General features: G+C 39.3%; 22 protein-coding genes. 7 read left to right on the top strand and 15 right to left on the bottom strand.

Features of this window, described 5'->3' with window-relative positions:
* Window positions 1-318 precede the first annotated feature (318 nt).
* The 6 genes from ACNQGS_RS15225 to ACNQGS_RS15200 form a co-directional block, all read right to left on the bottom strand.
* Window positions 319-1,425, bottom strand: coding sequence for an MBL fold metallo-hydrolase (locus tag ACNQGS_RS15225; protein WP_491488058.1), 1,107 nt, complete (start codon window positions 1,423-1,425; stop codon window positions 319-321).
* Window positions 1,426-1,524: 99 nt separating this feature from the next.
* Window positions 1,525-2,502: an aldo/keto reductase gene (locus ACNQGS_RS15220; RefSeq protein WP_423798436.1), complete on the bottom strand. Its 978-nt coding sequence runs from the start codon at window positions 2,500-2,502 to the stop codon at window positions 1,525-1,527.
* 25 nt (window positions 2,503-2,527) lie between these two features.
* Window positions 2,528-3,259 (bottom strand): dihydrofolate reductase family protein, encoded by a 732-nt coding sequence (locus ACNQGS_RS15215; protein WP_491488057.1) that lies wholly within the window; start codon window positions 3,257-3,259, stop codon window positions 2,528-2,530.
* Between the two features lie 130 nt (window positions 3,260-3,389).
* On the bottom strand, window positions 3,390-4,571 hold the full coding sequence (locus tag ACNQGS_RS15210) for an MFS transporter (protein ID WP_423798438.1): 1,182 nt from the start codon (window positions 4,569-4,571) through the stop codon (window positions 3,390-3,392).
* A gap of 134 nt (window positions 4,572-4,705) precedes the next feature.
* On the bottom strand, window positions 4,706-5,569 hold the full coding sequence (locus ACNQGS_RS15205) for an aldo/keto reductase (protein WP_491488056.1): 864 nt from the start codon (window positions 5,567-5,569) through the stop codon (window positions 4,706-4,708).
* A 118-nt stretch (window positions 5,570-5,687) separates the two neighbouring features.
* Window positions 5,688-6,443, bottom strand: coding sequence for a carboxymuconolactone decarboxylase family protein (locus tag ACNQGS_RS15200; RefSeq protein ID WP_491488055.1), 756 nt, complete (start codon window positions 6,441-6,443; stop codon window positions 5,688-5,690).
* A gap of 215 nt (window positions 6,444-6,658) precedes the next feature.
* Here ACNQGS_RS15200 and ACNQGS_RS15195 point away from each other — a divergent pair, with 215 nt between their 5' ends.
* Window positions 6,659-7,207 carry a TetR/AcrR family transcriptional regulator gene (locus ACNQGS_RS15195; protein WP_378584934.1) on the top strand — a complete coding sequence of 183 codons (549 nt, stop codon included), beginning with the start codon at window positions 6,659-6,661 and terminating at the stop codon, window positions 7,205-7,207.
* A 355-nt stretch (window positions 7,208-7,562) separates the two neighbouring features.
* Here ACNQGS_RS15195 and ACNQGS_RS15190 read toward each other — a convergent pair whose 3' ends face one another.
* Complete coding sequence (locus ACNQGS_RS15190; RefSeq protein ID WP_491488054.1) at window positions 7,563-8,612, bottom strand: NAD(P)-dependent alcohol dehydrogenase; 1,050 nt, start codon at window positions 8,610-8,612, stop codon at window positions 7,563-7,565.
* Between the two features lie 394 nt (window positions 8,613-9,006).
* Here ACNQGS_RS15190 and ACNQGS_RS15185 point away from each other — a divergent pair, with 394 nt between their 5' ends.
* The gene (locus tag ACNQGS_RS15185; RefSeq protein ID WP_423798443.1) at window positions 9,007-9,723 is read left to right on the top strand and encodes an urease accessory protein UreH domain-containing protein; all 717 of its coding nucleotides are present in this window, start codon (window positions 9,007-9,009) and stop codon (window positions 9,721-9,723) included.
* 281 nt (window positions 9,724-10,004) lie between these two features.
* On the opposite strand, the gene ACNQGS_RS15180 is transcribed toward ACNQGS_RS15185, so the two are convergent.
* Window positions 10,005-10,649 carry a YczE/YyaS/YitT family protein gene (locus ACNQGS_RS15180; protein ID WP_491488053.1) on the bottom strand — a complete coding sequence of 215 codons (645 nt, stop codon included), beginning with the start codon at window positions 10,647-10,649 and terminating at the stop codon, window positions 10,005-10,007.
* A 329-nt stretch (window positions 10,650-10,978) separates the two neighbouring features.
* On the opposite strand from ACNQGS_RS15180, the gene ACNQGS_RS15175 reads away from it, so the two are divergent.
* Window positions 10,979-11,992: a DUF3231 family protein gene (locus ACNQGS_RS15175; protein WP_423798445.1), complete on the top strand. Its 1,014-nt coding sequence runs from the start codon at window positions 10,979-10,981 to the stop codon at window positions 11,990-11,992.
* 302 nt (window positions 11,993-12,294) lie between these two features.
* On the opposite strand, the gene ACNQGS_RS15170 is transcribed toward ACNQGS_RS15175, so the two are convergent.
* The 4 genes from ACNQGS_RS15170 to ACNQGS_RS15155 form a co-directional block, all read right to left on the bottom strand.
* Window positions 12,295-12,786: a PTS sugar transporter subunit IIA gene (locus ACNQGS_RS15170; protein ID WP_491488052.1), complete on the bottom strand. Its 492-nt coding sequence runs from the start codon at window positions 12,784-12,786 to the stop codon at window positions 12,295-12,297.
* A 123-nt stretch (window positions 12,787-12,909) separates the two neighbouring features.
* Window positions 12,910-14,235, bottom strand: coding sequence for a 6-phospho-alpha-glucosidase (locus ACNQGS_RS15165; RefSeq protein WP_423798447.1), 1,326 nt, complete (start codon window positions 14,233-14,235; stop codon window positions 12,910-12,912).
* 62 nt (window positions 14,236-14,297) lie between these two features.
* A complete protein-coding gene (locus tag ACNQGS_RS15160) occupies window positions 14,298-15,899 on the bottom strand; it encodes a PTS transporter subunit EIIC (RefSeq protein WP_423798448.1) in 1,602 nt (533 codons plus the stop codon).
* A gap of 128 nt (window positions 15,900-16,027) precedes the next feature.
* Complete coding sequence (locus tag ACNQGS_RS15155) at window positions 16,028-16,801, bottom strand: MurR/RpiR family transcriptional regulator (RefSeq protein WP_491488051.1); 774 nt, start codon at window positions 16,799-16,801, stop codon at window positions 16,028-16,030.
* A 298-nt stretch (window positions 16,802-17,099) separates the two neighbouring features.
* Here ACNQGS_RS15155 and ACNQGS_RS15150 point away from each other — a divergent pair, with 298 nt between their 5' ends.
* From ACNQGS_RS15150 to ACNQGS_RS15140, 3 genes are all read left to right on the top strand, one after another.
* The gene (locus ACNQGS_RS15150) at window positions 17,100-17,270 is read left to right on the top strand and encodes a hypothetical protein (RefSeq protein WP_213145550.1); all 171 of its coding nucleotides are present in this window, start codon (window positions 17,100-17,102) and stop codon (window positions 17,268-17,270) included.
* A 139-nt stretch (window positions 17,271-17,409) separates the two neighbouring features.
* Window positions 17,410-18,585 (top strand): MGDG synthase family glycosyltransferase, encoded by a 1,176-nt coding sequence (locus ACNQGS_RS15145; protein WP_491488050.1) that lies wholly within the window; start codon window positions 17,410-17,412, stop codon window positions 18,583-18,585.
* A gap of 103 nt (window positions 18,586-18,688) precedes the next feature.
* Window positions 18,689-19,222 (top strand): phosphatase PAP2 family protein, encoded by a 534-nt coding sequence (locus tag ACNQGS_RS15140; RefSeq protein WP_491488049.1) that lies wholly within the window; start codon window positions 18,689-18,691, stop codon window positions 19,220-19,222.
* A 74-nt stretch (window positions 19,223-19,296) separates the two neighbouring features.
* Here the strand turns inward: ACNQGS_RS15140 and ACNQGS_RS15135 are convergent, their stop codons facing one another.
* Window positions 19,297-20,205: an alpha/beta hydrolase family protein gene (locus ACNQGS_RS15135; protein WP_491488060.1), complete on the bottom strand. Its 909-nt coding sequence runs from the start codon at window positions 20,203-20,205 to the stop codon at window positions 19,297-19,299.
* 96 nt (window positions 20,206-20,301) lie between these two features.
* Window positions 20,302-21,138 (bottom strand): TolB family protein, encoded by an 837-nt coding sequence (locus tag ACNQGS_RS15130; protein ID WP_491488048.1) that lies wholly within the window; start codon window positions 21,136-21,138, stop codon window positions 20,302-20,304.
* 241 nt (window positions 21,139-21,379) lie between these two features.
* Between ACNQGS_RS15130 and ACNQGS_RS15125 the strand changes: the two genes are divergently transcribed.
* Window positions 21,380-22,762, top strand: a complete 1,383-nt coding sequence (locus tag ACNQGS_RS15125) for a chloride channel protein (RefSeq protein ID WP_491488047.1) — start codon at window positions 21,380-21,382, stop codon at window positions 22,760-22,762.
* A 340-nt stretch (window positions 22,763-23,102) separates the two neighbouring features.
* On the opposite strand, the gene ACNQGS_RS15120 is transcribed toward ACNQGS_RS15125, so the two are convergent.
* Entirely contained in the window at window positions 23,103-23,573 is a 471-nt protein-coding gene (locus tag ACNQGS_RS15120) for a hypothetical protein (protein WP_491488046.1), read from the bottom strand.
* Window positions 23,574-23,950: the final 377 nt, after the last annotated feature.

Below are 23,950 nucleotides of genomic sequence, written 5' to 3'. Positions count from 1 at the left end.
AATGATTTGTAAACGATTTCCAGTAAATTATCATTTAATTTAATAGTTTAGTAAACTTCAATAGATTTACAAAAATCTACAGATTCATCCATTATGACAAACCTTTTTACTAGATAGAGGCTGAGAAAAAATCTATGTATGTCGAGAAATATATGAATAACGAAAAAAGATAGGTCTACAATCCTTATCACAATAAAAATAGGACTCGTCTATAAAATGCGAGTCCAGTAACGTCTTTCATCTTAGAAATAGTCAATTATTTTTTCCTTAATGATAAAGGATTGTGCCATTTTTAATTGTTCTTTTCATCTTTTTTACCTACTTATTTAATTTTGTCCACCAAGAGGAGCTAGGAATGGAGAACTCCCCATCTAATGGAACTGTTTCGCCAATTTTAGGAGCAATTATATTAACTCCTGATTTTTTGGCTTCTTTTATTGCTCGTTCTATCGGTTCTGTCCAACCATGATAAGCAAGGGTAAAGGCTCCCCAGTGAATTAACATCATATTCTTACCATTTACATCTAAATGAGCCCGCACAGATTGTTCAGGTGTCATATGGACCCAAGACCACCGTCGATCGTATTGTCCGCCTTCCATTAAAGTAAGATCAAAAGGTCCGTATTTCTTCCCAATTTCTTTAAAATGCGTGTCATAACCACCATCTCCGCTTGTATAGAAACGGGTCTTTTCTCCAAGAATGACCCAACCGCCCCAAAGGGTGGAATTTCTATTTAATGGTCCTCTGCCAGAGAAGTGTTTGGAAGGAGTGAATGCTACTGTTAAGCCTTGAAACTCTGTTTCATCCCACCAATTTAATTCTGTTATTTTTTCTTTTTTAACTCCCCAATCAATCAAGTGTACACCTACACCAAGAGGAACATAGAAATGATTGACCTTGTTCTTTAATTTTTTAATAGATGGATAATCTAAGTGGTCGTAATGATCATGAGTAATAAAAACAGCATCAATTGGCGGCATTTCATCAATAAGATGCAGCATATCTTCGCTGTATCGGTTGCTTCCTACGAACGAAACAGGTGAAGCAACTGGACCCAGCATGGGATCTACAAGTATCTTTTTATTATCGATACTTACTAAAAAAGCAGAATGACCAAACCAAGTTAAACTATCTTCCTCACTTTTGACTTTGTTCCAATCAATCTCTGAAACAGGAATTTGACCTTTAGGATTACGGTCTTTAGCACCGGAAATATTTTCCTCCAGCATGGAGAAATAATCCGCTGCGCCCATATTTAGCTTTGTTCGTTCTGGATTGATAAATTTACCATTCACATAATTGGCCAACTTACTAAATTGCTCTTTTTGTTTTTTACTTGGGTTGCTACCGAAAGCTGGACTTATGTTGATAAACAATAAGATGAAAATTAGTAATACAAATAAAATAAGTAATAAATAAACCATAACCTTTTTCTAATCCCCTCCCCTAGCCCTTTAACGTTAAAAAAAGGGTGTATACATTATACACCCTTCTTTATCCACTTCATCAAGAGTTTATAACTCTTACCTCCATTTACCTGTTAATACCTCTGTTCGATCCGTTGCAGGTGAAGGCGTTCTTGATAAATTGGAGATTTCAGCGTACATGTCTTCTGTCATTTTAAAATCGGCAGCTGCTAAAGAATCTTCCAATTGATCCAAATTGCGTGCACCAATGATTGGAGCAGTTACAGCAGGATTTGCTTTTACCCAAGCAACAGCTAGAGTTGCAGGTTTCACATTATGTTCTTGTGCATATTTGGTGAACTGTTCAGCCGTAATATAATCTTCATCAGCACTGTAACGGTCACCGTATCGGGCATTTTGTACAAGGCGGCCCTGCTCAGGACGTTTATTCACTCCATATTTTCCTGATAGTAGTCCAGCACCAAGCGGGCTGTAAGTAATAACACCCATTTGTTCGGAAGCAGCCATTGGTAAAATTTCCACCTCTGCTTGGCGTTTAACCAGGTTATACATCGGTTGGATTAATTCAAAACGAGCAAGTTGTTCTTTTGCAGAAATTCCTAATGCTTTTGTGATTTGCCATGCTGCCCAATTGCTTACTGCGGGATAGAGAATCTTTCCTTGTCGCTGTAAGTCATCGATTGTCCGAAGCGTTTCCTCCATTGGAGTTTGTTCGTCAAAATCATGAACGAAATAAAAATCAAGATAATCCGTCTTTAACCGATGCAGGCTATTTTCAATACCTTGCACCATATGTTTTCGGGACAATCCTCTAGCATTCACATCAGCACTCGTGTTCCAGAACACTTTTGACGTTAAAACAATTTCGTCTCTTTCATGTGCAATACACTCTCCTAAAATTTCCTCGGAACGCCCATAAACATCGGCAGTATCGAAAAAGTTGATACCAGCTTCCCGACAACGTTTATACATGGCTTTAGATGTTTCTTCATCTGCGTCTCCGCCAAAAGACATGGCACCAAAACATAAATTTGATACCTGAATTCCTGTTTTACCTACTGTGTGGTATTCCATCATGTACCTCCAAAATTTAATTATACTATTCAGATGGTTGGTCACGTTTTGTTATATACTTCATCCAAAGCCCACCATCGTCCAGTTTTTCGACTTCTTTTAAGAAGAAATTTACGGGTTTCGGTTTGTTTAGATAAGAACTCGTTTCAAATAGTGTCGTAGTGTTGGATGAACCATCTGCAATTGGGACCAAAATTAGGCTCAATTCGTCAATTAATCCTTCATTCAAAAAGGAGCCATTTAAAACTCCTCCACCTTCTACCATTAATTTATCGATTGAAAATAGATTTTTTAGTTTTTCCACTACGACAGTAAAATTTAATCTTTCTTTTCCGCCGAAAATATAAGATATACCTGTTTTTTGCAGATGAGCTAGATAGGCATCAGATACTTGTTCTGTAAGCACTTCTATAATGTGATCTCCTAATCCGTAGTCATCTGTAATGTAGTCTTTTGTCCATCCGAGTTTCCCTGAAGGATCTACTGCAATGGCATAACCTTTTGCATCTTTATTTGCAACGTAATCCGTTCTAGTTATCGTCGTAATGTTATCTTGTTTTAAATCTAGTTGATGTCCAAAAGTAAAATGTTCTTCCAAGGTAGCCCTGCCACACATCCATGCTTTACACCCGTAACGATCATGGATTTCTTCGTATAAATCTCTAAAATAAGCTGCCCGTTCTTCTTTCAAATAATCTCCAATGATTTTCCCGTCCAATGAAGTTAGCATGTGACAGATGATATATGGTCGTTCCATTTGTTTTGCCCCTTTAAGCATTATCTTCGAATGTTAAAGTCAACGGGAGTAATGATAAAATCCTTGCTTGTTGGATTATCATGCATTTTCACTATGACTTCCTCGTTGTTAAATGTCATTTTTAGACTGCTCATAGTACCTCCTCATTAAACGACTTTCTCACTACTTTACTATTAAGACTAAATGATACCACCGCAATAATTGCAGCGATTGCCACAGATCCGGCCCCGATCCAACTTACCGCTAGTACGGATGTGCTTTTTACGGCAATACCCCCAATTCCTGCCGCGGCAGCTATGCCTAACTGAATGAAGGAGCCATATAGGCTAAGCATGATTCCTGAAGCTTCTGGAGCAAGCCAAATCAGGTTATACTGCATACCTGGACCTGACGACCAAGCTGAAAAGGACCAAAGCATAAGCAACGGTATGGCAACAAAAGCTGACCTAGCGATGGTAGAGAGTAAGATAAGTGCTAAACAATGGACAACCAAACCGCCGACAAGAGTTTTCGGGTTACCAATTCTATCCGTCATGAATCCACCAAACTTTGAACCTATTAAGGTAGCAATACCGAAGGCAAACAGGGCACTACTCACTTCTCGTCCGCTCATTGCTGTAACGGTAAGCAGGAATGGTGCAATATACGAATACATCACCCCATATCCTAACTGCCAAAAGAACGTGATACCAAGACCCATTAAAATTTTCGGGTTTTTTAAGTAAGAGAGTTGCTTGCCCAGAGGGACGGCAGCCCCGTTATTTGTAGCAGGAATCGTATGCATAATAACGAAGATTGCTAATAGACTTAGTACACCGATCCCCACGAAAATTAACTTCCAATCATAGACAAGCGCTACAAGACGACCAATTGGAACACCGATGATAATGGCAGCACTAAACCCAAGGATAACGGTGCCAATCGCCCCTGCTTGTTTTTCGGGTGGTGCTAATTTTGCCGCAGCAGTTTTCGCAGCAATGGCAAAAACCCCGCTTCCTAGAGCTAGTATAATGCGAGAGATAACTAGAAAACCGAAGCCAGGAAGGGTGATAGTCATAACGCTCCCGAGCACCATTAAAACTAGAGAAAGCATTAATAACTTACGCTGATTCAGTTTTGTCGTCGCCATCACGACAAGGGGAGAACCTACCGCATTCGCTATCGCAAATACGGTAATCAGCTGTCCTGCTGCCGATACTGAAACGTTATTGGACGCAGCGATTTTATCCAGAATTCCTGCAATGACGTACTCCGATGTACTGACCATGAAAGTAAAGAAGGCCAGCAAGTAAATTTTCCAAGTGTTTTTCATAGGTTTGCTTTCCCCCCTTTAGAAATTCCAGGTACTCATTTTGTTGAATAAAGCCCTAATGTAGCTCCCATTCCTGATTGCAGCCACGACCTTCTGTTACAAGTAGAATCTGTCGTCCTCTATTCATTACCTGTTTATTTTAATTTCCCGCCAAATACCGGGAAGAAGCTATGCTCACCATAATTCTGGATGTGCTCCACTTTCTTCAAAGTCTCCATATCTGCATCGCTGATAGCAAAATCAAGCTCCGCATTGTTTCTCATGTGATCCGGATTTGCCGTCTTAGGAATGACTACAAGACCAAGCTGGATATCATAACGTAGGCAAAGCTGTGCAACAGATACTCCATACTTATCAGCTATTACTTTAATTTCTGCATTATCCAGAACGGCACCGTGTGCAATTGGTGAATATGCCTCTACCAGGATGTCATTTTTCTGGCAAAATTCAATTAGTTCGAAAGGTGTATTGCTCACATGTGCCAATATCTGATTTACCATAGGTTTGATCTCGCAGCTTTCAAGAATATTCTCAATATCATCCTGAAGAAAGTTAGAAAGACCGATTGCCTTTACCTTGCCTGCCTTATAAGCATCTTCCAAAGATTTCCATACTTCTTTGTTTTCCTCGAAGTAACGGTTCTCCTCTCGGAACTCCATCCAAGGCTGTGGGCTGTGAATAATCAAAAGGTCAATGTAATCCAGCCCCAATTTTGCTAAAGACTCATCAATGGACTGTGTAACTGCATCATAGGACTTTGCTTCTGCAGCAACCTTTGTCGTGATTAAAAGTTCTTCTCTTGCGACACCGCAGGAACGGATTCCTTCGCCAACACCAGCTTCATTCATATAAGCCTGAGCAGTATCAATATGACGATATCCGATTGATACCGCATCACGCACTGCCTGTGCTGCCTGTGCATCGTCAAGCAGCCAGGTACCAAGACCTAATTTTGGAATTTCTACACCACTTGATAATTTGTAAGTTTCGTTAAACATGCTTTTGTCTCCTTTGAATTGTTATATTTTTTGTAGTACCTTGTCATCAAATAAAACTCTTCAGTCCTGCCGGGTAAAAGTTTTACAAATAATATGTGGAATCCCCTATTCTACTTTCTTAACTTTCTGGAATCATTTCATTGATGCAAGCTAATGCATTCAGTGTTCTCGGAAAGCCCATATACGGGAGGCATTGAATGATGGCAGTGATCAACGTTTCCTTGTCATTGCCTACATTTTTGTTACCAAGCACATGTGACTTTACTTGGCCTTCAGCACCGCCCAGGCTACTTACGATGCACAGTGTCAGCAATTCCCGCGTTTTCAAATCGAGTCCACCACGGGTATAAAAGTCTCCAAAGCAGAAAGCCGAAAGATAATCCTGCATATGTTTTTGATTTGCGGGGGCAGCCTCTCGCATTTTTGCGATTATCTCACCAAAAATCTCTACTTGTACGGATAGTCCCTTGTCAAAGCGATTTTCTTCATCCACCTGCTTTTGGCTTTCGATTGGTAATGCAATATTCTTTGCTCGGAAAACCTCATTGACTTCATTGATGGCGTTTAATGTTTTTGGAAATCCAATGTATGGAGCACACTGGTAAACGGCCTCCTTTATTTCGACAGTTGTGAGACCAACGTTAAGTGCGGCAACTACATGTGCCTTGAGCTGAGGCAGCGTCTGGTTCGTGGCAAGCACTACCAAAGTGATTAACTCACGTTGCTTGTCATCCAGATTTCCTTGATAGAACACTTCCCCGAAAATGAAGCGGCTAAGGATGTCCTGAAAATCAGGATCAGTAGCGTATGCGACTGGTACTCCATTTCCGAATAGCTGTTTATATTTTTCTTTGCTCTTTTCAATGCGGTCCATAACTAAGCCTCCAGTTTGAAGAAAGTTTACTTTTAATATTCCAAGATCTAGTAAAACATGCTGCTTAAAAAAATTAATATTGATTGATTAATCAACAACTGTTTATAATTATAAAAAAGTCCTTCATACTTTCAATGGTTAAAATAACGCAATTCGTTGATTACTCAACAAATCAATTAAAATTGTTGATTATCTTAGAAAGACTGGTGAATGAAATGCCTAAAGTAGATAGAAGAATAGCCAAAAGCCAAGTAGCAATCAAAAATGCTGTAACCGAACTGATGTCTGAAAAAAGTTTTGATGACATTACCATTCAGGATATTGCTGACAGAGCAGATGTTAATAGAGGAACCATCTATCTTCATTACACCGATAAATACGACCTCTTGGATAAGATGATTGAAGAACATATGGACAATCTCCGAGAACTATGCCAATTGGCGGCTGAGATGACGTTTCAAGAAGGAAATTATGTCTGGTACGAATACTTTGAGCGTCATTATTTATTTTTTTCAACGATGTTAGCGAGTAAAGGTGCACCCTATTTCCGAAGTCGTTTTCTCGATTTAGTTATTCAAGAGTTTAGAGCTGAAGTGGAGACAACCGAAGGGAAAAATCAAGGATTAAGTGAAGATGTTATTCTTCAATTTTTTGGTTCAGCGGTCGTTGGGGCAGTGGAATGGTGGTTCAAGAATGGAATGCCTTTGTCAGCTCGTGTGATGGCAGAGCAGACGGGGGCATTGTTGGACAGAAACCTGGAATAGGGGTCAATATAAAAAAATGAGGGTGTCCAAAAAGCAGGTCAAAGCTTTTAGACGCCCTTTATTGCCACCTGCGAAAGATTGTGCATCATCTGGTGCATTTCCGAACCGCCCTCAACTGCTTTTCCTTGGTTCAATTGTGCTAAAAAATCAAGAGTATCCATTGGTTTCCTCCAGACAAAGCTTTCTATTTTGTTAATCGTTTCTACAAGGGCACCGATGTCTGCCTAATTTATCGTCCCGTTTGTTTAAATTTATTATTTAAGATTCTCCTAATATAGGTGAAGTTAACATATCATTAATAAAAGGGGCACACCGATATAGGAGTGCCCTCTAATATTGTTGCTAGTTATACCTGTTATTCATTTTCCATCGTGCTGATATCGATCACAAATCGATACCGTACATCTGAAGCTAGGACACGCTCCCAGGCTTCATCAATCTGATTGGCGGAAATAACCTCAATCTCCGGAGCAATCTGGTGTTCAGCACAAAAGTTAAGCATTTCCTGCGTTTCGCGAATTCCACCAATCATCGAGCCAGCATACGACCGGCGATGACCGATAAGTGAGAATACGTTAAGTGACAACGGTTCGGCTGGAGCACCGACGTTGACCAGCGTACCGTCAAGCGCCAGCAGTGAAAGGTATGCATTAACATCAATCTTCGCGCTCACTGTATTTACAATAAGGTCAAACGAACCAGCCAGTTTCTTAAATGTCTCCGGATCGCTCGTGGCATAATAATGGTCCGCACCAAGCTTCAAACCGTCTTCTTTCTTTTTCAATGTTTGTGATAGAACAGTGACCTCTGCCCCCATCGCATGAGCGAGCTTCACAGCCATGTGTCCAAGTCCGCCAAGTCCTACGACAGCTATCCTTTTGCCGGGAGCAGCTCCCCAATGGCGCAGCGGCGAGTACGTTGTGATGCCAGCACACAAGAGTGGAGCAGCAACGTCAAGCTCGATGCTATCTGGAATTCGAACTACGAAATCTTCCGTAACGACGATGTTAGAGGAATAACCGCCCTGTGTGTATTGCCCGTACCTGTCGACAGATGCATATGTGCCCGTATTTCCGTTGAGGCAGTACTGCTCTTCTCCCTTATGGCAGTTTACGCATTCTCCACAGGAGTCCACCATGCAGCCTACTCCTACTCGGTCACCAACGGCAAACTTTGTAACTTCCGAACCAGTCTGGGTGACAATTCCGGCGATCTCGTGTCCTGGAACAAGTGGATAATTGACCGGACCCCACTCGCCGCGGGCTGTATGTATGTCAGAGTGGCAAATACCAGCGTACTGAATCTCAATAAGGACATCTTGCGGCTGTAAATCCCTGCGCTCTATAGTGGTCGATTTGAATGGACCTTCCGGATTGAATACAGCACGTGCTTTAGCGTTAATCATATAAAAATCCTCCTGTAAATCCAATATTATTGATTGTTTACAATCTTGTTGGTTGGGATTCTCGGACAATTTCTGTCAGGTACACAACTTAAATTAGCTAGTTTGTTAAAGCCCCAAATACCAATTTCCCTCTTAGCAAGATTAATCAACATCTGTTTATCATTATAAATAGAACCAAGATGCTTTCAATGGTTAAAAAAACGCATTTCGTTGTTTAATCAACAAATCTATAAAAATTGTTGATTATCATTTTAACAATTTTTTCAATAAAGATAATCCATTCTATGATATTATTGATTAATGTTCAAAACCATTCTAAATTCTTTTGTTAATTCAATCCAACATACAAATGTAAGGTGTTTGCTTTTTTACTATTTTTTAAGGAGGTTTTTAAATGGAGGTAGGTTTTCTATCTATTCTTGGTTTAGGATTTGCGCTTGGCATCAAGCACGCAATAGAACCAGACCACGTGATTGCTGTATCAACCATTGCTAGTCAAAGTAAAAAATTATTACGTTCGTCTTTAGCAGGAGTATTCTGGGGGATTGGTCATACTGCTACATTATTTATTATCGGGATTATCATTATTCTTATGAAAGGCGAAATACCTGAAAAATGGGCGATGTCATTAGAATTTTTAGTTGGTATCATGCTTGTTTATCTTGGAGTTTCAACCGTCCTTTCATTTAAGAGTATCCACATACATCAGCATGAACACCATGGAGAAGAACATAAACATGTTCACTCTCATACTCATATGGGAAAACACGGGCATAAACATAAACATAAAAATGTCTCATACTTAAAATCCATGGTGATTGGCTTAATTCATGGTCTTGCTGGAAGTGGTGCTATGGTTCTTTTAACCATGAGTACCGTTCATAGTGTTTGGGAAGCGGCCATTTATATCCTTATATTCGGTGTAGGAACCATAATTGGAATGCTTTTCTTTACCACAATTATAGGAATTCCTTTCGTTTTTAGCTCCAAAAAAATAGGGCTGAATAAATCACTTACTCAAATAACGGGGGTAATTAGTATCGTATTTGGGATATTTTATATGTACAATCTAGGGGTAACTGAAGGATTATTTAAACTTTGGATACAGTAGTTTCATAGAAGAGAGATGGATTTTCCTCACGGGTTCCGTTTCCTATCGCAAAACTTAAAAATGCAACCGATATTGTCCCGTGTTTTGTGTATATTTTAGTTATAAAGAAACGGCTCAGTCACTATAATGAGCCGTTTCTTATATCCATTTCCAATATCTACTTCAACTAACTCCCGTTACTTAAATAAGAAAAAGACTTCACTCCCAAATTGAAGTTAATAACATGTCACTAAAGCAAGAAGAAAGGTGGTTGAACATAAAAAAAGGCAGCCTCCTTAGATTTATAACGGGATTTTAAATTGTCCCTTTTGCTGTCGCTCCAGACTAGTGATATAGGAACGCATTAGTTTCATGGAAAACTGAAAGATGGGGCTTTGAATAAAGGTATATGCAAATGTCATAATAAAGACAGGACCGCCAAGGATTAAGCCGATAATCAAGATGACACTCTCGACAACGATTCTTGACCGGCTGACCGATAACCCGGTTTTTTCCGAAACGGAAAGCATGAAACCATCCCGTGGACCGGCCCCGATTCCCGCAGCCACATAGATTCCTCCGCCAATGCCGGTTATGATGATACCCATTAACAAGATTAGTAGATTCAACCACCAATACTCGTTTTCACGAGGAAGAATGTTGAGATGCAAAAAGAAATCCATGATCGGGCCAATCGATAAGGCATTTAGAAAGGTCCCAATACTAATATACTTCCTATCAACGACAAGAGTAATCAGCACCAGTACTAAGCCGCATATGACACTCCAAGTCCCAATCGTGAACCCGAACCGTTGGAACAGAGCGACGTTTAATACCTCCCATGGATGCAGCCCCAAGGATTGAACATTCACTGCTATCGCATTTCCTAACCCAAAGAAAGTTAAACCAAGAAAAAAAATAAAATACCGTAATAGCCAAAGTGACATTTCTACACCTCTACATCATATATTCATCATCTACTTTAGATGAAGAGGCCTAAAAGAACAAGATAATTGTTAATTGGAGCAGGCTCGCGACCAAGGTTTAACCCACGAACAGGTTCAAGAAATGTTAAATAAGGTTGCGGACTGGATTTCTCAGACAGAACGGAATGCACCAAGGGACGTTTTATTATAGGTTTAAGAATCCCCTATGCATGCAGGTTTAAATAAACTTGGCAGAAATGTTATCTGTTTTACTCTATTCGTAATAATATGTAATAATTTACATTATTTCGAAACATACTCTAGTTAAACAATGTTAATGGAGGATTAAAGTGTTTAAGACTAAAGAACCGTTAAGCTCATCTGAATTAGGTACCCTATGGATTACATATCAAGAAAAAACAATGATACTAAGAATTTTAGAATACTTTTTAGAAAAAGCAGAAGACCAACAAGCTAAAAATATTATTGGTATGATGTATCAAGAATTGGATTATTATGTGGAGTTGATATCAGGGATTTTTGAAAGTGAAGGTGCGGTCGTTCCTAAAGGGTTTACAAAAGAAGATGTTAATTTAGATGCACCCAAGCTATTTGACAATGGATTTGACATAATGTTCCTTCGCATTTTAAAAGAAGTCAGTATGGGAATGTATACCATTAATATGAATATGGCGTACCGAATAGATGTAATGACAGTTTATGAAGGTCTGACTTCGATTACTCAAAAGTGTTATAAATTGGCAACTGTTTATTTACTAAAAAAAGGGATTTTAACTCGCCCTCCTATAATAACTATGCCTAAAAGAACCGAATTTATTGAAAGTAAACGCTATATGAGAGGATTTAAACCATTTAGTGAAAAAAGACCATTAAATGCTATTGAATTAGGGGTACTTCATTCTGGAATTGAAGTGAATAATATTGGAATGCAACTTATTACTGGATTTGCCCAAAGTGCAAAGAACAAAGAAGTTAGGCAGTATTTTGAAAAAGGTATAGAACTCTCCAAAAAGCATATAAAAACTTTTCAAGATTTTCTTTTAGAAAGTGATATTCAGTTTTCCGCTACGATAGGAAGTACGGTAACAACTTCAACTGTTGCCCCATTTTCAGATAAGCTAATGATGTTTTGCATCGACCTTCTTAATGGATTTAGTATTGTCGGTCAAAGCTTTGGGACATTTTTTACATTAAGAAATGATTTATCCTTAAAAACAGCGTCATTAGCCAAAGATGTCTTTTTTTATGGTCAGGAAGGACTTGAAATTATGTTTAAAAACGGATGGTATGAAGAACCACCGCAAACGGAAGATAGAAATCAATTAATTAATCGAACTGAATAATGCAGGTCACACCTTTTAAATGTAATAATCTCACCTTTTCGAATTTTTCGAGTCTTTATTGTCCAACCACTTTGGGTAGCCAACAACCTCCATTGGCTACCCAAAATGCTCTATTAATTTCAGTTGTCAAACCTATATATGGATTTTCATAGGAATTAGAGGCAAAAAATCTTGCGAATGAGTCAGTGAATTGATCTGTTATTTTACTTTTTGCACCTTAAAAGTGAACCCGTTGAGTAAACGTTTGGTCTTTTTGCAATATTTTATAGAGATCCCTTTAAACACAACAACCAATTATTTTTCTATTTTATTTTCACCTGCAACAAAACAGATTCCCCACGTGTTACTGAAATTTCCTCCGTTTTAGTTAAAGTGTCAACTGCATCAAAGTTTGTAATCACAACTGGCGAAATAATGCTTTCCGCTTTTTCTTTGACCAAATCCAAGTTAAAGGTAACAAGCATGTCTCCCGCTTTAACTTGGTCACCTTGTTTTACATGGCCTTCAAAGCCTTCTCCGCCCATCGCAACGGTTTCCATTCCGATATGAATTAATATTTCCAAGCCATCTTTACTGCGAATTCCAACAGCATGATTGGTTGGAAAAATTTGCGCAATCTCTCCGTCCATTGGAGCAACAACTACTCCTTCAGTAGGCTCAACCGCAATCCCGTCGCCAATCATTTTCTGGCTAAATACCTGGTCAGGAACATCTTCAATTTTGATTACTTTTCCTGTAATCGGAGAAACAAGGGTTACTGTCGTCTCCTTTTTTCCGAATAACTTCTTAAACATTCCTTTTTCCTCCTATTCTTTTGATGCCCGTAGGAAAAGGCGAAAAAAGCTTTCTGCTTTATTCGCCTATCCTTTTATTATTGCTTATTCTTGTGCTTGAGACAAGAGAACCGTCCCCATGAATCAGTGCAGTTCTGGCCAGTATGCTTTATTGGCTTCAATTAAGTCATCTAAGATTTCTTTTGCTACTTTAGCGCTTGGTACTGTTTTTGATAGTGTTAGAGCTTGCCATAGTTTTTGGTAGCTGCCTTCGATGTAGGCTTGGACAACTAGTTTTTCGACTGTTACCTGCTGGTACATTAATGCTCTTTGGAACTCAGGAATCTTACCTTGGCTTAATGGTTCTGGACCGTCGCTGCCGATAATACAAGGAACCTCTACCATGGCATCGTCATCAAAGTTGGCGATGGCACCATTGTTTTCGACGATTAACAGCATTCTTTCGTGAGTGTTGAAGGCAATGGCACGAGCAAGGTCTACAATAAAGACTGCATGAGCGCCCATTTCAAATTCACAGCCTTCTGCTGTTCCTCTTTCAATGATGTTTCTTGCTGTTGAAAAGACCGTCTTTTCTCTGCCGGCAATGACTTCATTGGCCCTTGTGAATTCCGGATTGGAATGTTCCACCACATAATCAGGGTAGAAGTAATATTTCAAATAGGTGTTAGGCAAGAATCTTGGATCTACCGCTAACAGATCCTTCGCTTTCTTATGTGTCTCCTGCCAGCTTGCATCCGTATGCTGGGTGTCCACTTCTTTTTGTGTCAGATAGCCATTCTCTGCGACATAATCACGAATTTGTGGCAGATATTCATGTCCTTCTTTGTCTTTTATGCTTGTCCACCAGCCAAAGTGGTTTAATCCGAAATAACGTACTTCCAAGTCCTTTGGCTCTTTGCCGATAATGTGCGACATTCTGCGCAGCGTTCCGACAGGCATATCACAAATGTTCAATACCTTGGAATTTGGACGAAGCACGCGGCAAGCTTCCGCTACGATGGCTGCAGGATTGGAATAGTTTAACATCCAAGCATCAGGTGAATATTTTTCCATAATGTCAATCAACTCGATCATGTCACCGATGCTTCTCATACCATATGCAATTCCGCCAGGTCCGCAGGTTTCTTGGCCGACGACCCCATGCTTTAATGGAATCTTTTCGTCTTTTTCGCGCATTTCATATTTTCCCGTACGAATATGGGCAAAACAAAAATCAATATCGGTGAACGCTTCTTCCGGATCGGTTGTGAAAGAGTATTCGATATCTGGTGCATTCTCTTTCATGACAATCTCAAGTGCTTCCCCTAGTACAGCTTGTCTTTGTTCGTCATTATCATATAATTTTAATTTCCGAAGCGGGAAACGGTCCAGATTATCCAATAGCATCATCACAATACCCGGTGTATAGGTGCTTCCTCCGCCTGCAATTACTACTGAGAATTTCTTCATGTTCTCCATTCCCTTCTATTATCTGTCTTCTCTTTGTTGTATAGGTTTCTATCTATTAATGTTTATTCGTTTGTGCTTAATCCTAAGTAGCTGTCTACCGCTTTACGGATGTTTGTTACCTGTAAGCCATAAACAACCTGTACATTTTTATCTTTGATGATAACTCCGCTAGCACCTGTTTCTTTTTTCAACACATCTTCATTTACCCTTTCAGGATGCTCCAGAGTTAAGCGAAGTCGTGTATAACAATTGGTGACTGTATTAATATTGCTTGCTCCACCCAAAGCATCGACGATTACAGGGGCAATTCCGTCATTTCCCTGGGGCACAGGAGTACCAGCAGTTCCTGCACTTTTCTTTGCTTTGTAATCGTTCTTTGAATACAATTTCGTCTCATTACCTTCATCTTCTCTTCCGATTGTTTTGAAGTTGAATTTCACTATCAAGAAGCGGAAGACCACGTAATAGATCACAAAGAAGATTAATCCGATTAAAATGTACATTGGCCAGTGTGTCTTTTGAATTCCAAGCGGTAGATTGAAAAGTAAGAAGTCAATCATTCCGTTTGGCCCAATCGCACGTACATCGAATAGATGGAACGTTACCATCGCTAAACCGCTTAAACCAGCGTGAACTACGAACAATAATGGTGCAACGAACATAAATGAGAATTCGATTGGTTCAGTGACACCTGCAATAAAGGAAGTAACAGCAGCAGGAATCAGGATTGCTTTTACCTTCGCTTTGTTTTCAGGCTTGGCAGTATGATACATTGCCAAACATGCGCCAATTAAACCGAACATCTTTGAAATCCCGCGGGCATCCCAAACGACGCTTGGAGAAAGCTCTTTTACGCTTGGATCGGCAATTTCCGCATAATAAATATTTCTTGCACCTTCGAATATTTTGCCGCCAACTTCAGCACTGCCGCCCAATTCTGTATATAAAAATGGTGTGTAGATTAAGTGATGCAGTCCTGTTGGGATTAACAAACGTTCTAGTGCTCCGTATAAGAAAATACCGAAGCTTCCGCTGTGGTTAATCAGTGTTCCGAGCTTGTTAATACCTGTTTGGAAATATGGCCAAATAAATGTAAGAGCGATGGATAATAGCACAACAACTGGAATTAGAACGATAAAGACAAATCGTGAACCGCCGTAAATTTGAAATGCTCCATTGAATTCTGTATCAATAAATTTGTTATGGACCATCGCGGTGATGATACCAAGGATTAGTCCAAGGAATACACCCATATCAAGGATTTGTACACCCAAGACAAGCGTTTGGCCAGTTCCCTGTAGAGTATCTCCCTGATAAAGAACCCCGCTCAGCTGCATGAATTTATTCATCGCATTGACAAACACCAGGTAGCCTAACAATGCGGTAAATCCAGCGACAGCTTTTTCTTTATTCGCTAAACCGACCGTGATCCCGACACAGAAAATAAGTCCCAAGTTACCAAGAATTGAAACCAATGATCCAGTTAGAATTGTTCCAAATCCGGTCGTAATCGGATTATTTAAAAATGGGATGACTTCTAATAGTCTTTGATTGGTTAGTAAGTTCCCTAGGGCAATTAAAATACCCGCAATCGGCAAAATTAGTACCGGAATGAACATCGCCTTCGAAAAGCGCTGCATACCATCCATGACTTTCGCTTTCATTTTGCCTTCCCCTCCTATATGTGTTTTTTGTATTCGTTTTCGTCGACAGGTTTAGAATACAATGTAACCGTTTCATAGTCGATAGATTCAACAAGATAAAAAACGTGTTTCATACATTGAAACACGTTTCACTTGTTGCTATCTTTTTTATTCATAATTGTTTCAACATACTGCTTGATGATGAATTCAAACATCAGCATGAGACTTGGAAAAAAGCTGTTTGGCAGCATATTTCGGTCGTCTAGTTTACTGTGATCGATGATTTTAAAATTTAAATCGGAAAGCTCAGCGATCCGATTATCTGTTTCTTTTGTAAAGGACACTGTAAAAATCTGATGCTCTTTGGCTGCCTGTAATTTATCGATGATTAGCTGTGTTTCACCTGATTTAGAGATGACCACTAAAGCCCCGATATCTTCTAAATTATTTTCGAATACGCCAACTGAATCTGTTCCGCTTGCAAAAATGGTTTTTCTGCCCAATACCAATAATTTTTTATACAAGTATTCTGCAGCAATGGCGGAAAAACCGGTGGCGTAAATAAAAATATAGCTTTGCTTAAGGTTTAGTACATTGTCTATAAAGGATTGGAAATCTCCCAGCGAATTATGGTCTAGAAAATCCTTCTCACTAATTTCCAAAAAATCCTCAATCACGCCGCTTTGCGGTAAATCTGCTTTTTTGACAAGCGGCAGAAGCTGATAATACATATCGACAACTCCGGTATAGCCTAATTTTTTGGACAGGCGGATGACAGTTGCCGGAGAAGTGAAATTTTCTTTTGCTATTTTCCGTACGCCCATTTGCAAAACTGTGTCGATATTTTCAATGATAAATTGAACAAGCTGGACATCTATTTCGGTTAAATTTTTCCCTTGAACAATTTTACTAATATCAATCATATTTTACCCACTCTCACTCGATGAAGCCCTCGGTATCAATAGTTTTCATTATATCGGAATAGGAGTTTTACTACAAACTTATGTCGAGGAAAAACATTTATAGTAAGAAGTTATAAAAAAGAGAATGAACCAAAATTCCAGTTTCGTAAATTATAAGTAAATTTTAAATGGAAACTATTAAAGCCATTTATAGATACGATTAATTCATGTTAAGAATTGGAAAATCGTCTATTTTTTTCCTCAAAAGCTTGTATGATAAGACTGTAATAAAAAATGCAACATTCAAGGAGGAAGAAAGATGAAATTCAAAAAATGGTTATTTGCTTTGATGTCCGCATTGATGTTACTCGGAGTTGCAACAGCATGCTCAGATACCAGTTCTAAAACAGATGATACAAACACTGAACAAACCGACGATGGTTCCCAAGATGATGGATCACAAAATGAAGATGGCAATTCTGGTCAATAAGCAGGCAGAAAACAGCGGAACAAGACGGGTGCTGCCGTCTTGTTTGCTATTTTCATATCTTCTTTCTTTTCATATTTCTTTACGTAGGTGTCAGAACTCATAGTACGAACTATAAAAAACTTAAAAAAGGGCTGATACTATGGAAAAGACATTATTAATTATTTCTTCCGAACATACAGGCCATGGACATAAGAGCATAACAGAAGCACTGTGTGAAAAAGTCAAATCTTTCAATAGGGTAAACATTCATGTTGTAGATGGGTTTTCGCTCGGCAATCCCTTACTGTCAAAAATCGGTGAAGCTTATGGTCCCCTCACAAGAAATTCCGAAACACTATGGAAAATGATTTGGAAACTATCAGCTGAAAAACCCTCCATCGTCAACCATTTTTTTGAAGGACTTATTAAAGATCATTTTCTTCAACTTCTTCACGATATAAAGCCCGATATGATTTTATCGGTTCATCCCAATTTTAATGGTTCCATCTTGAACATCCTTGAGAAGCAAAACGTAAATATCCCTTTCATTACCTTAATCGCTGACCTTGTAAACATTTCCCCCCTATGGCTGGATAAGCGGGCAGAAACCATCATTTGTCCCACGTTTGAGGCCCAATTTAAGTGTATTGATCTTGGGATTCCGCTTCAGAAGATAAAGGTTATAGGATTTCCAGTCCGATCTCGCTTTTTCCGAAAGTGCGATCCCCCACCTAAACTCTATAGAAAAGAAAAACCGTTAAAATGTTTGATCATGAGCGGCGGTGAAGGTGTAGGAAACATGGAGAAAATAGCGAAAAGCCTCCTTAATCATTTCAATTGTACGGTAAAAATTGCAGCGGGAAGAAATGAAAAACTTAAAGCAAAACTGACGAGAGCACTTAAGCCCCCATATGGTGATCGAGTTGAGATTTATGGGTTCACGAAAAATATTCATGATTTGATGCTGCAATCTGATATCGCTTTTACCAGGGGAAGCCCCAATGTCATGTTTGAGGCAATCGCTGCCAATACGCCGCTAATCATTACAGGGGCTTTGCCAGGTCAAGAAGAGGATAATCCAGCCTTCGCCGAAATTTTCAATTTGGGAGTAGTTTGCAAAAATCCAAAGGAAATTAGACTGACTGTAACGAACCTACTCGAAAATAATGGTGAAAAACTCAACAAAATAATAAACTCCCAAAGAAAATTCATCCATGCCAACGCCGCCGAAGACATTCTAACATTTATATTGAGGCATGGGGACGGTTCTCATGCATCATTAAAGCCTGAATCGCCAGCAAAACAAGATAATTTACAATTCTTAATTTATTCTTAACACCAGTTTCATAAAAACTGGCCGTTTTCCCTGTATAATGGAAGAAACCCTATGTTTGGGTTTTGGACTGAAGTGAGTATTTTACTTATAAGGGGAGCCGAGCATGAGCAAAATCATCCATGTGCTTTACGGGGTCGATTGTCGAATCTTCCAGAAAATCAATCGGCATTTTCATCTGTATTTGTTGAATCTCTTTTTTCGAACGATCACACATTTCGGGGGAGCAAGATTTACGATTATCTCCACAATCTTACTTTTTCTGACATCATGGTCCAGGGAAACGCGGCTTCTTGCCATTTCCAGTGCTCTTGCTTTGGCAGCGAGCCATATTCCAGTCCATCTCGCAAAAGAATTTTTCCCTAGAAAACGTCCATATCTAACGATTGAAAAAACGAATATACTGGCTAATCCCTTACAGGACCATTCCTTCCCTTCGGGTCATACAACCGCCATATTTGCCGTTTTGACTCCCTATATCTTAACGATCCCGACATTTTCTTTGGTTCTGATTCTCGTGGGTGTATGTGTAGGAGTCTCAAGAATTTATTTAGGCCTCCACTATCCATCTGACGTGATTGTCGGAGCCATCCTCGGAATATCGGCAGGCTGTTTGTCCTACTCTTTACTATTAATGTAACAGAAGTGCCATGCGCTACATGTGCATGACAAAAAGGACTAACCAAGCGTGGTCAGTCCTTTTTGTCATGAGATTCACCCAAAGAAGAAAGGATATTCCCGACTCCTTTTAAATCCCCTGCTTCTTTTGTCTTCGATTTCAAAACATCGTTCGAGAAAATCTACGATTGCCTTGTAGGCAATTTCTTTGTTTTTTAGCTTTGAAATCGTATGACCTTCATCTTCGAAGCGGATAAAGTCAACAGGGTGTTGTTTTCCCTTCAATTTATTGACGATTTGCTCGGATTCTTTAATATGGACACGAGGATCACCTTCCCCATGGATCACCAATAACGGAGTAGTAATGCGACTTGCATGATTCAATGGATCGATTTTATCAAAGAAGTCTCCATCTCTTTCAATCGTTCCGTATTCCGCTTCCCTAAGCTTCTTCCGCCAAGGATGGGTGGTTTCCAAGAACGTTCTAAGGCTCGACATACCCACAATATCAATCGCGGCAGACCATAGCTGTGGATAGTGGCTGATGGCTGCTAGGACCATAAATCCTCCATAGCTGCCTCCCATTATTCCTATCCTATTAGAATCGATGTTCCCGTTCACCTTTAGCCATTCAACTAAAAAAACTATATCCTTCAGGGCATCCATTCTTTTTCGGACATCATCTAATTTCGTGAACGTTTTTCCATAACCTGTACTCCCTCGGATATTTGGTGTGCACACCGCATACCCTTTACCGATTAAATACTGCACAACGGGGTTGTATACAGCCCGAGACTGACTCTCAGGGCCACCGTGAATGACAATGACTAACGGAAATTTATCAGTTGTAATCTTTGGTTTATAAAAAAATGCTGGAATTTCAAGATGATCAAATGAGCGATAACTTATAAGCTCTGGCTCAACTAATTTATCTTGAAGTATTGGGGAACGGGAAACATAGGTAAGTCTTTCCGACTGTATGCTTTCTAAATCAAGCTCCCAAATATCAGATGGATATGCCGGGCCATTGAAAACATAAGCCAGTTTTTTGTTATCAGGGGAAAATTTTAAATCTTTTATGATTCCAGTTGGTGTTTTCCACTAATAAAGGTAACTTCGATTTATGTCTAAAAGTACCCCCTTAGATACTCCTCCCTCATTCACGGAAAAGGCTAACAAATTTTTATCATTATTCATTTCGAGTTCTTCAAAATCCCAATTTCCTTGCTCTAGCCAAACAAAATGCTTGGTTTTTATATGGATCAGTGCAAGCCCGAAAAATTCGCTATCTTTGTTCGTTAATACATAGATATGATCTCCATCCTTGTTAAAATGGACTTCTCGAAAACTGGCTTCCCCTTTATGCTCTGTTATCCAATCAACAGACCCTGTTGCCAGATCGAGTATGCCTAAATCATTATCCAGGGGAGAATTTGTCTTTTGGACTAATAATGATTTCCCATCAGGAGACCATTCCACTGCTGTAAAAAGGCCATCTCCGGTTAACAAAGGATGATATTCCAGTGTTTCTAGACTTTGAATATAAATATCAAAGAATGCTGAATTGCGGCGATTGCTTGACCAGACAATCCATTTTCCATCCGGGGAGCTGCCACCATATCGATGAACATGATTGGGTGACTTTGTCAGTTCAATCAGTTTCCCATCCTCCTTGAGTAAGAACAACTGCTGATTTTCATTTCCGCCCACATCCATCCCAATAATCCGATCAGAAGTACTCTTAACAAGTCCAACAAAGGTAATTCTTTCTTTTGTAAAAGAAATTTGAGCAGGCCATTCTTCCCCACGATTGAGTTCCCAAACCTGTGGTATGCCCGTATAATCGGCAATAAAGCTAAGCTTTTGACCATCAGGGGTATATACAGGATTCTTGGCATAGCGAACGTGCAAATAAGGGTCTATACTCTCTTTAAACAAGAACACCCCTCCCGTTCAATTAAGGGATTATAAAATCGCTTAACTGTGTTTAAATATGTGCTGATAAGGCCCATTTTCATGCCATCGAATCCATTATATTTAGACCTCATTCAAGTTATTCTTTTTGGACGGGGTTATTATACAATACAGGAAAAAAGTTCCCACTCCGAAATTTCCAATCCCCCCTTCCATTAGACATCCCTTTAATCAAGTGCTATTTTTTAAAAGGGGGTGTTGATTAATGTCACGCATTCGATATGTTGAGCCGCTCGTGATGATAGCAACGATCATCCGCTGGTTTTTATTGGCTACTATTACTGGAGGTATTGTAGGGACAGGGACCAGTCTGTTTTTAAAAGGGCTTTACTTTTCTACAGATAAAACCTCTCACCTTCCTTTGTGGCTGAGTATGATACTATTGCCAATTGGAGGGCTTTTGAATGGATTGATTTTGTATTTTGGTTATCGATATGGATCCAAGGATAAAAAGGATTCTGTCATTGCTGCAGTTCATGAACAATCGGGTCTGATGCCTTATAAGACAATCGCTATTAAGCCGATCGCCGCTATCATTACACTTGCTTCGGGCGGGTCTGCAGGTAAGGAAGGTCCTTGCTCCCATATTGGGGGGACGCTTGCTTCCTGGTTCGGCTATCTCCTCCACTTAAATCCCGAGCTCCAAAAACGCCTAGTTGCCTGCGGAGTCAGCGCCGGCTTTGCCAGTGTATTCGGGACGCCTATTGCAGGAGCCATTTATGGAATTGAAGTGTTGACGATTGGACGAATCCGGCATGATTTTATTTTTCCAGCCGTGATTGCCGGTGTTACTTCCTTTGAAGTGAGCAAATTATGGGGAATTACTTATGATTATTATCCTGTCCATCTTTCCCAGCAGTTTTCTGATGTTTTATTTTTAAAAATTCTTCTCATTGGTATGGTTTGTGGTCTTATTTCATGGTTATTTATTGAATCCTTTGAGAGAGTACGCTGGTTATTCAGTTCCATTCAGCAAAAATTCCATATTTGGCCGCCAATGATGCCATTTGTAGGCGGGCTCATTATGTCATTGCTTATTTTAATAATCCCAACGGATTACCTTGGATTAAGCTTGCCCATTATGGACAAAGCCTTAAGCGGCGAGCATGTTTCATACATTGGTTGGCTTTGGAAAATTCTACTTGTTTCGATAACTTTGGGTTCTGGTTTCTATGGTGGGATTGTAACACCGCAGTTTGTGATTGGGGCAATTGCAGGGAATGTACTAGCCCAACTTCTTGGGGTCAATCCTGCCTTGGGGGCAGCGGTTGGTATGGTATCCGTTGTTGCCTCAGCATCCAATACCCCCATTGCTGCGGTTTTTATGGGATTCGAGTTATTCGGAAGTTCAACTGGGATTTATGTAGTGGGCGCCTGTATTACCGCCTATATCACGATTGGCCATCGAAGTGTGTATCCTGATCAACTAGTCGCATACCCTAAATCATTGTGGATGAGACTAGTTCCTGATATTGCCTTAGAAAATGAGAAAATTCATGTATCCTATACCCTTTTAAAAAGGATCAGACGATGGCAGCATCAGCAAAAACGATTAAATGGATATTTTAAACGTCCAAAGAAACTATAAAAATATATTGATGGAAATTAACAATAGAAAGAAGATAGTATAAGGTTTTACTATCTTTTTTTCTATATTAATTTTTCCTTATACTGAAGTTGTTGTCCTAAATGAAACCATTTTAAAAAAGGGAAAACATCGGAAAGAAATTCACCATTATGATATTCCCCCATTATATTTCTGCAAAGTTTTTTACTCGACTTAACCTATCGGCAGCCAGATAAATCAGAAAATAGATTGGAACGGAATAAAGGAAACTCCACTTTACCATTACATAGATCCCAATCCATCGAAAAATAGGCTCACCTATCCTCTAAATTTGGAGATTATTAACAACATTCAATGTCTCTTATTTAATAAACCACTTCCTTGAAAAAGCAGTTTCCGTTATATATTGAAAAGCATAGAGCATCAAAGCCCTTAAGAAATTCACTCCTAAATATTTAATTTTTGTTAAGTTTACTAAAGAAAATATTTTAAATTCCTTTACAAGCTTTATTGCGCCGAAGATAAACACGGTATGAAGAACAGTATTGGAAATGATGAACATCAGGAATTTACCATAAGTCATTTTTAAAATCCATAAGCTAGTGACTAGGTATGGACCGAAATTCATAAAATTCATGCTATTAAAAGGGCCAATACCTTTATAAAATTCCCACCAGTTTTTCTTTTCACCATACAAATCTAAAGCCTTAGTAAAAGTACACATAAAGATTGCAGTCGGAAGAAATCTTTTAAATGCTTTCCTACCCATTAATGGTACCGTTAACCAAGGTAGAACCAGTAACAATAGCAAAAACAATTTTTGATTTTTCATTTAAATCACCCAAGGGATATTTTGTTTGATCAGATTTTAGTTTATTTTTAACAAGAATTCCTTACTTATACAGTCCCTTTTTAAATCATAATAAAAAGGCTGCAGAACAGCCTTTCAAAGTTTTAAATATATTACCTTTGATAAAATGAAGGAAATCCTCCACTTTTAACTAATCGTGAGTAATCATTATTTTCGAAGCAGCCAACTCAGCTCGCTGTCTAGCCTCATCAACAGTTTCCCCGTTGCTAAATACAACCGCCATTCGAGGCAAATTCAGATAAAGATGGTCAAATTAAATGCATCCTTTTAATGTTTGGGCAACTGGGCATCCCCGTTCAAATACGGACAATGCACGTTCCGCTGCATCACGCTTCCCT

This window comes from Neobacillus sp. PVCKKU3, from assembly GCF_058323225.1.
This window is presented reverse-complemented; position numbering and strand designations above follow the sequence as displayed.

What these genes read in the sequence shown, in the direction of transcription:
- ACNQGS_RS15225 (WP_491488058.1), bottom strand. Translation starts at nt 1,425, where the DNA reads ATGGTTTATTTATTACTTATTTTATTTGTATTACTAATTTTCATCTTA.
- ACNQGS_RS15220 (WP_423798436.1), bottom strand. Translation starts at nt 2,502, where the DNA reads ATGGAATACCACACAGTAGGTAAAACAGGAATTCAGGTATCAAATTTA.
- ACNQGS_RS15215 (WP_491488057.1), bottom strand. Translation starts at nt 3,259, where the DNA reads ATGGAACGACCATATATCATCTGTCACATGCTAACTTCATTGGACGGG.
- ACNQGS_RS15210 (WP_423798438.1), bottom strand. Translation starts at nt 4,571, where the DNA reads ATGAAAAACACTTGGAAAATTTACTTGCTGGCCTTCTTTACTTTCATG.
- ACNQGS_RS15205 (WP_491488056.1), bottom strand. Translation starts at nt 5,569, where the DNA reads ATGTTTAACGAAACTTACAAATTATCAAGTGGTGTAGAAATTCCAAAA.
- ACNQGS_RS15200 (WP_491488055.1), bottom strand. Translation starts at nt 6,443, where the DNA reads ATGGACCGCATTGAAAAGAGCAAAGAAAAATATAAACAGCTATTCGGA.
- ACNQGS_RS15195 (WP_378584934.1), top strand. Translation starts at nt 6,659, where the DNA reads ATGCCTAAAGTAGATAGAAGAATAGCCAAAAGCCAAGTAGCAATCAAA.
- ACNQGS_RS15190 (WP_491488054.1), bottom strand. Translation starts at nt 8,612, where the DNA reads ATGATTAACGCTAAAGCACGTGCTGTATTCAATCCGGAAGGTCCATTC.
- ACNQGS_RS15185 (WP_423798443.1), top strand. Translation starts at nt 9,007, where the DNA reads ATGGAGGTAGGTTTTCTATCTATTCTTGGTTTAGGATTTGCGCTTGGC.
- ACNQGS_RS15180 (WP_491488053.1), bottom strand. Translation starts at nt 10,649, where the DNA reads ATGTCACTTTGGCTATTACGGTATTTTATTTTTTTTCTTGGTTTAACT.
- ACNQGS_RS15170 (WP_491488052.1), bottom strand. Translation starts at nt 12,786, where the DNA reads ATGTTTAAGAAGTTATTCGGAAAAAAGGAGACGACAGTAACCCTTGTT.
- ACNQGS_RS15165 (WP_423798447.1), bottom strand. Translation starts at nt 14,235, where the DNA reads ATGAAGAAATTCTCAGTAGTAATTGCAGGCGGAGGAAGCACCTATACA.
- ACNQGS_RS15160 (WP_423798448.1), bottom strand. Translation starts at nt 15,899, where the DNA reads ATGAAAGCGAAAGTCATGGATGGTATGCAGCGCTTTTCGAAGGCGATG.
- ACNQGS_RS15155 (WP_491488051.1), bottom strand. Translation starts at nt 16,801, where the DNA reads ATGATTGATATTAGTAAAATTGTTCAAGGGAAAAATTTAACCGAAATA.
- ACNQGS_RS15150 (WP_213145550.1), top strand. Translation starts at nt 17,100, where the DNA reads ATGAAATTCAAAAAATGGTTATTTGCTTTGATGTCCGCATTGATGTTA.
- ACNQGS_RS15145 (WP_491488050.1), top strand. Translation starts at nt 17,410, where the DNA reads ATGGAAAAGACATTATTAATTATTTCTTCCGAACATACAGGCCATGGA.
- ACNQGS_RS15140 (WP_491488049.1), top strand. Translation starts at nt 18,689, where the DNA reads ATGAGCAAAATCATCCATGTGCTTTACGGGGTCGATTGTCGAATCTTC.
- ACNQGS_RS15125 (WP_491488047.1), top strand. Translation starts at nt 21,380, where the DNA reads ATGTCACGCATTCGATATGTTGAGCCGCTCGTGATGATAGCAACGATC.
- ACNQGS_RS15120 (WP_491488046.1), bottom strand. Translation starts at nt 23,573, where the DNA reads ATGAAAAATCAAAAATTGTTTTTGCTATTGTTACTGGTTCTACCTTGG.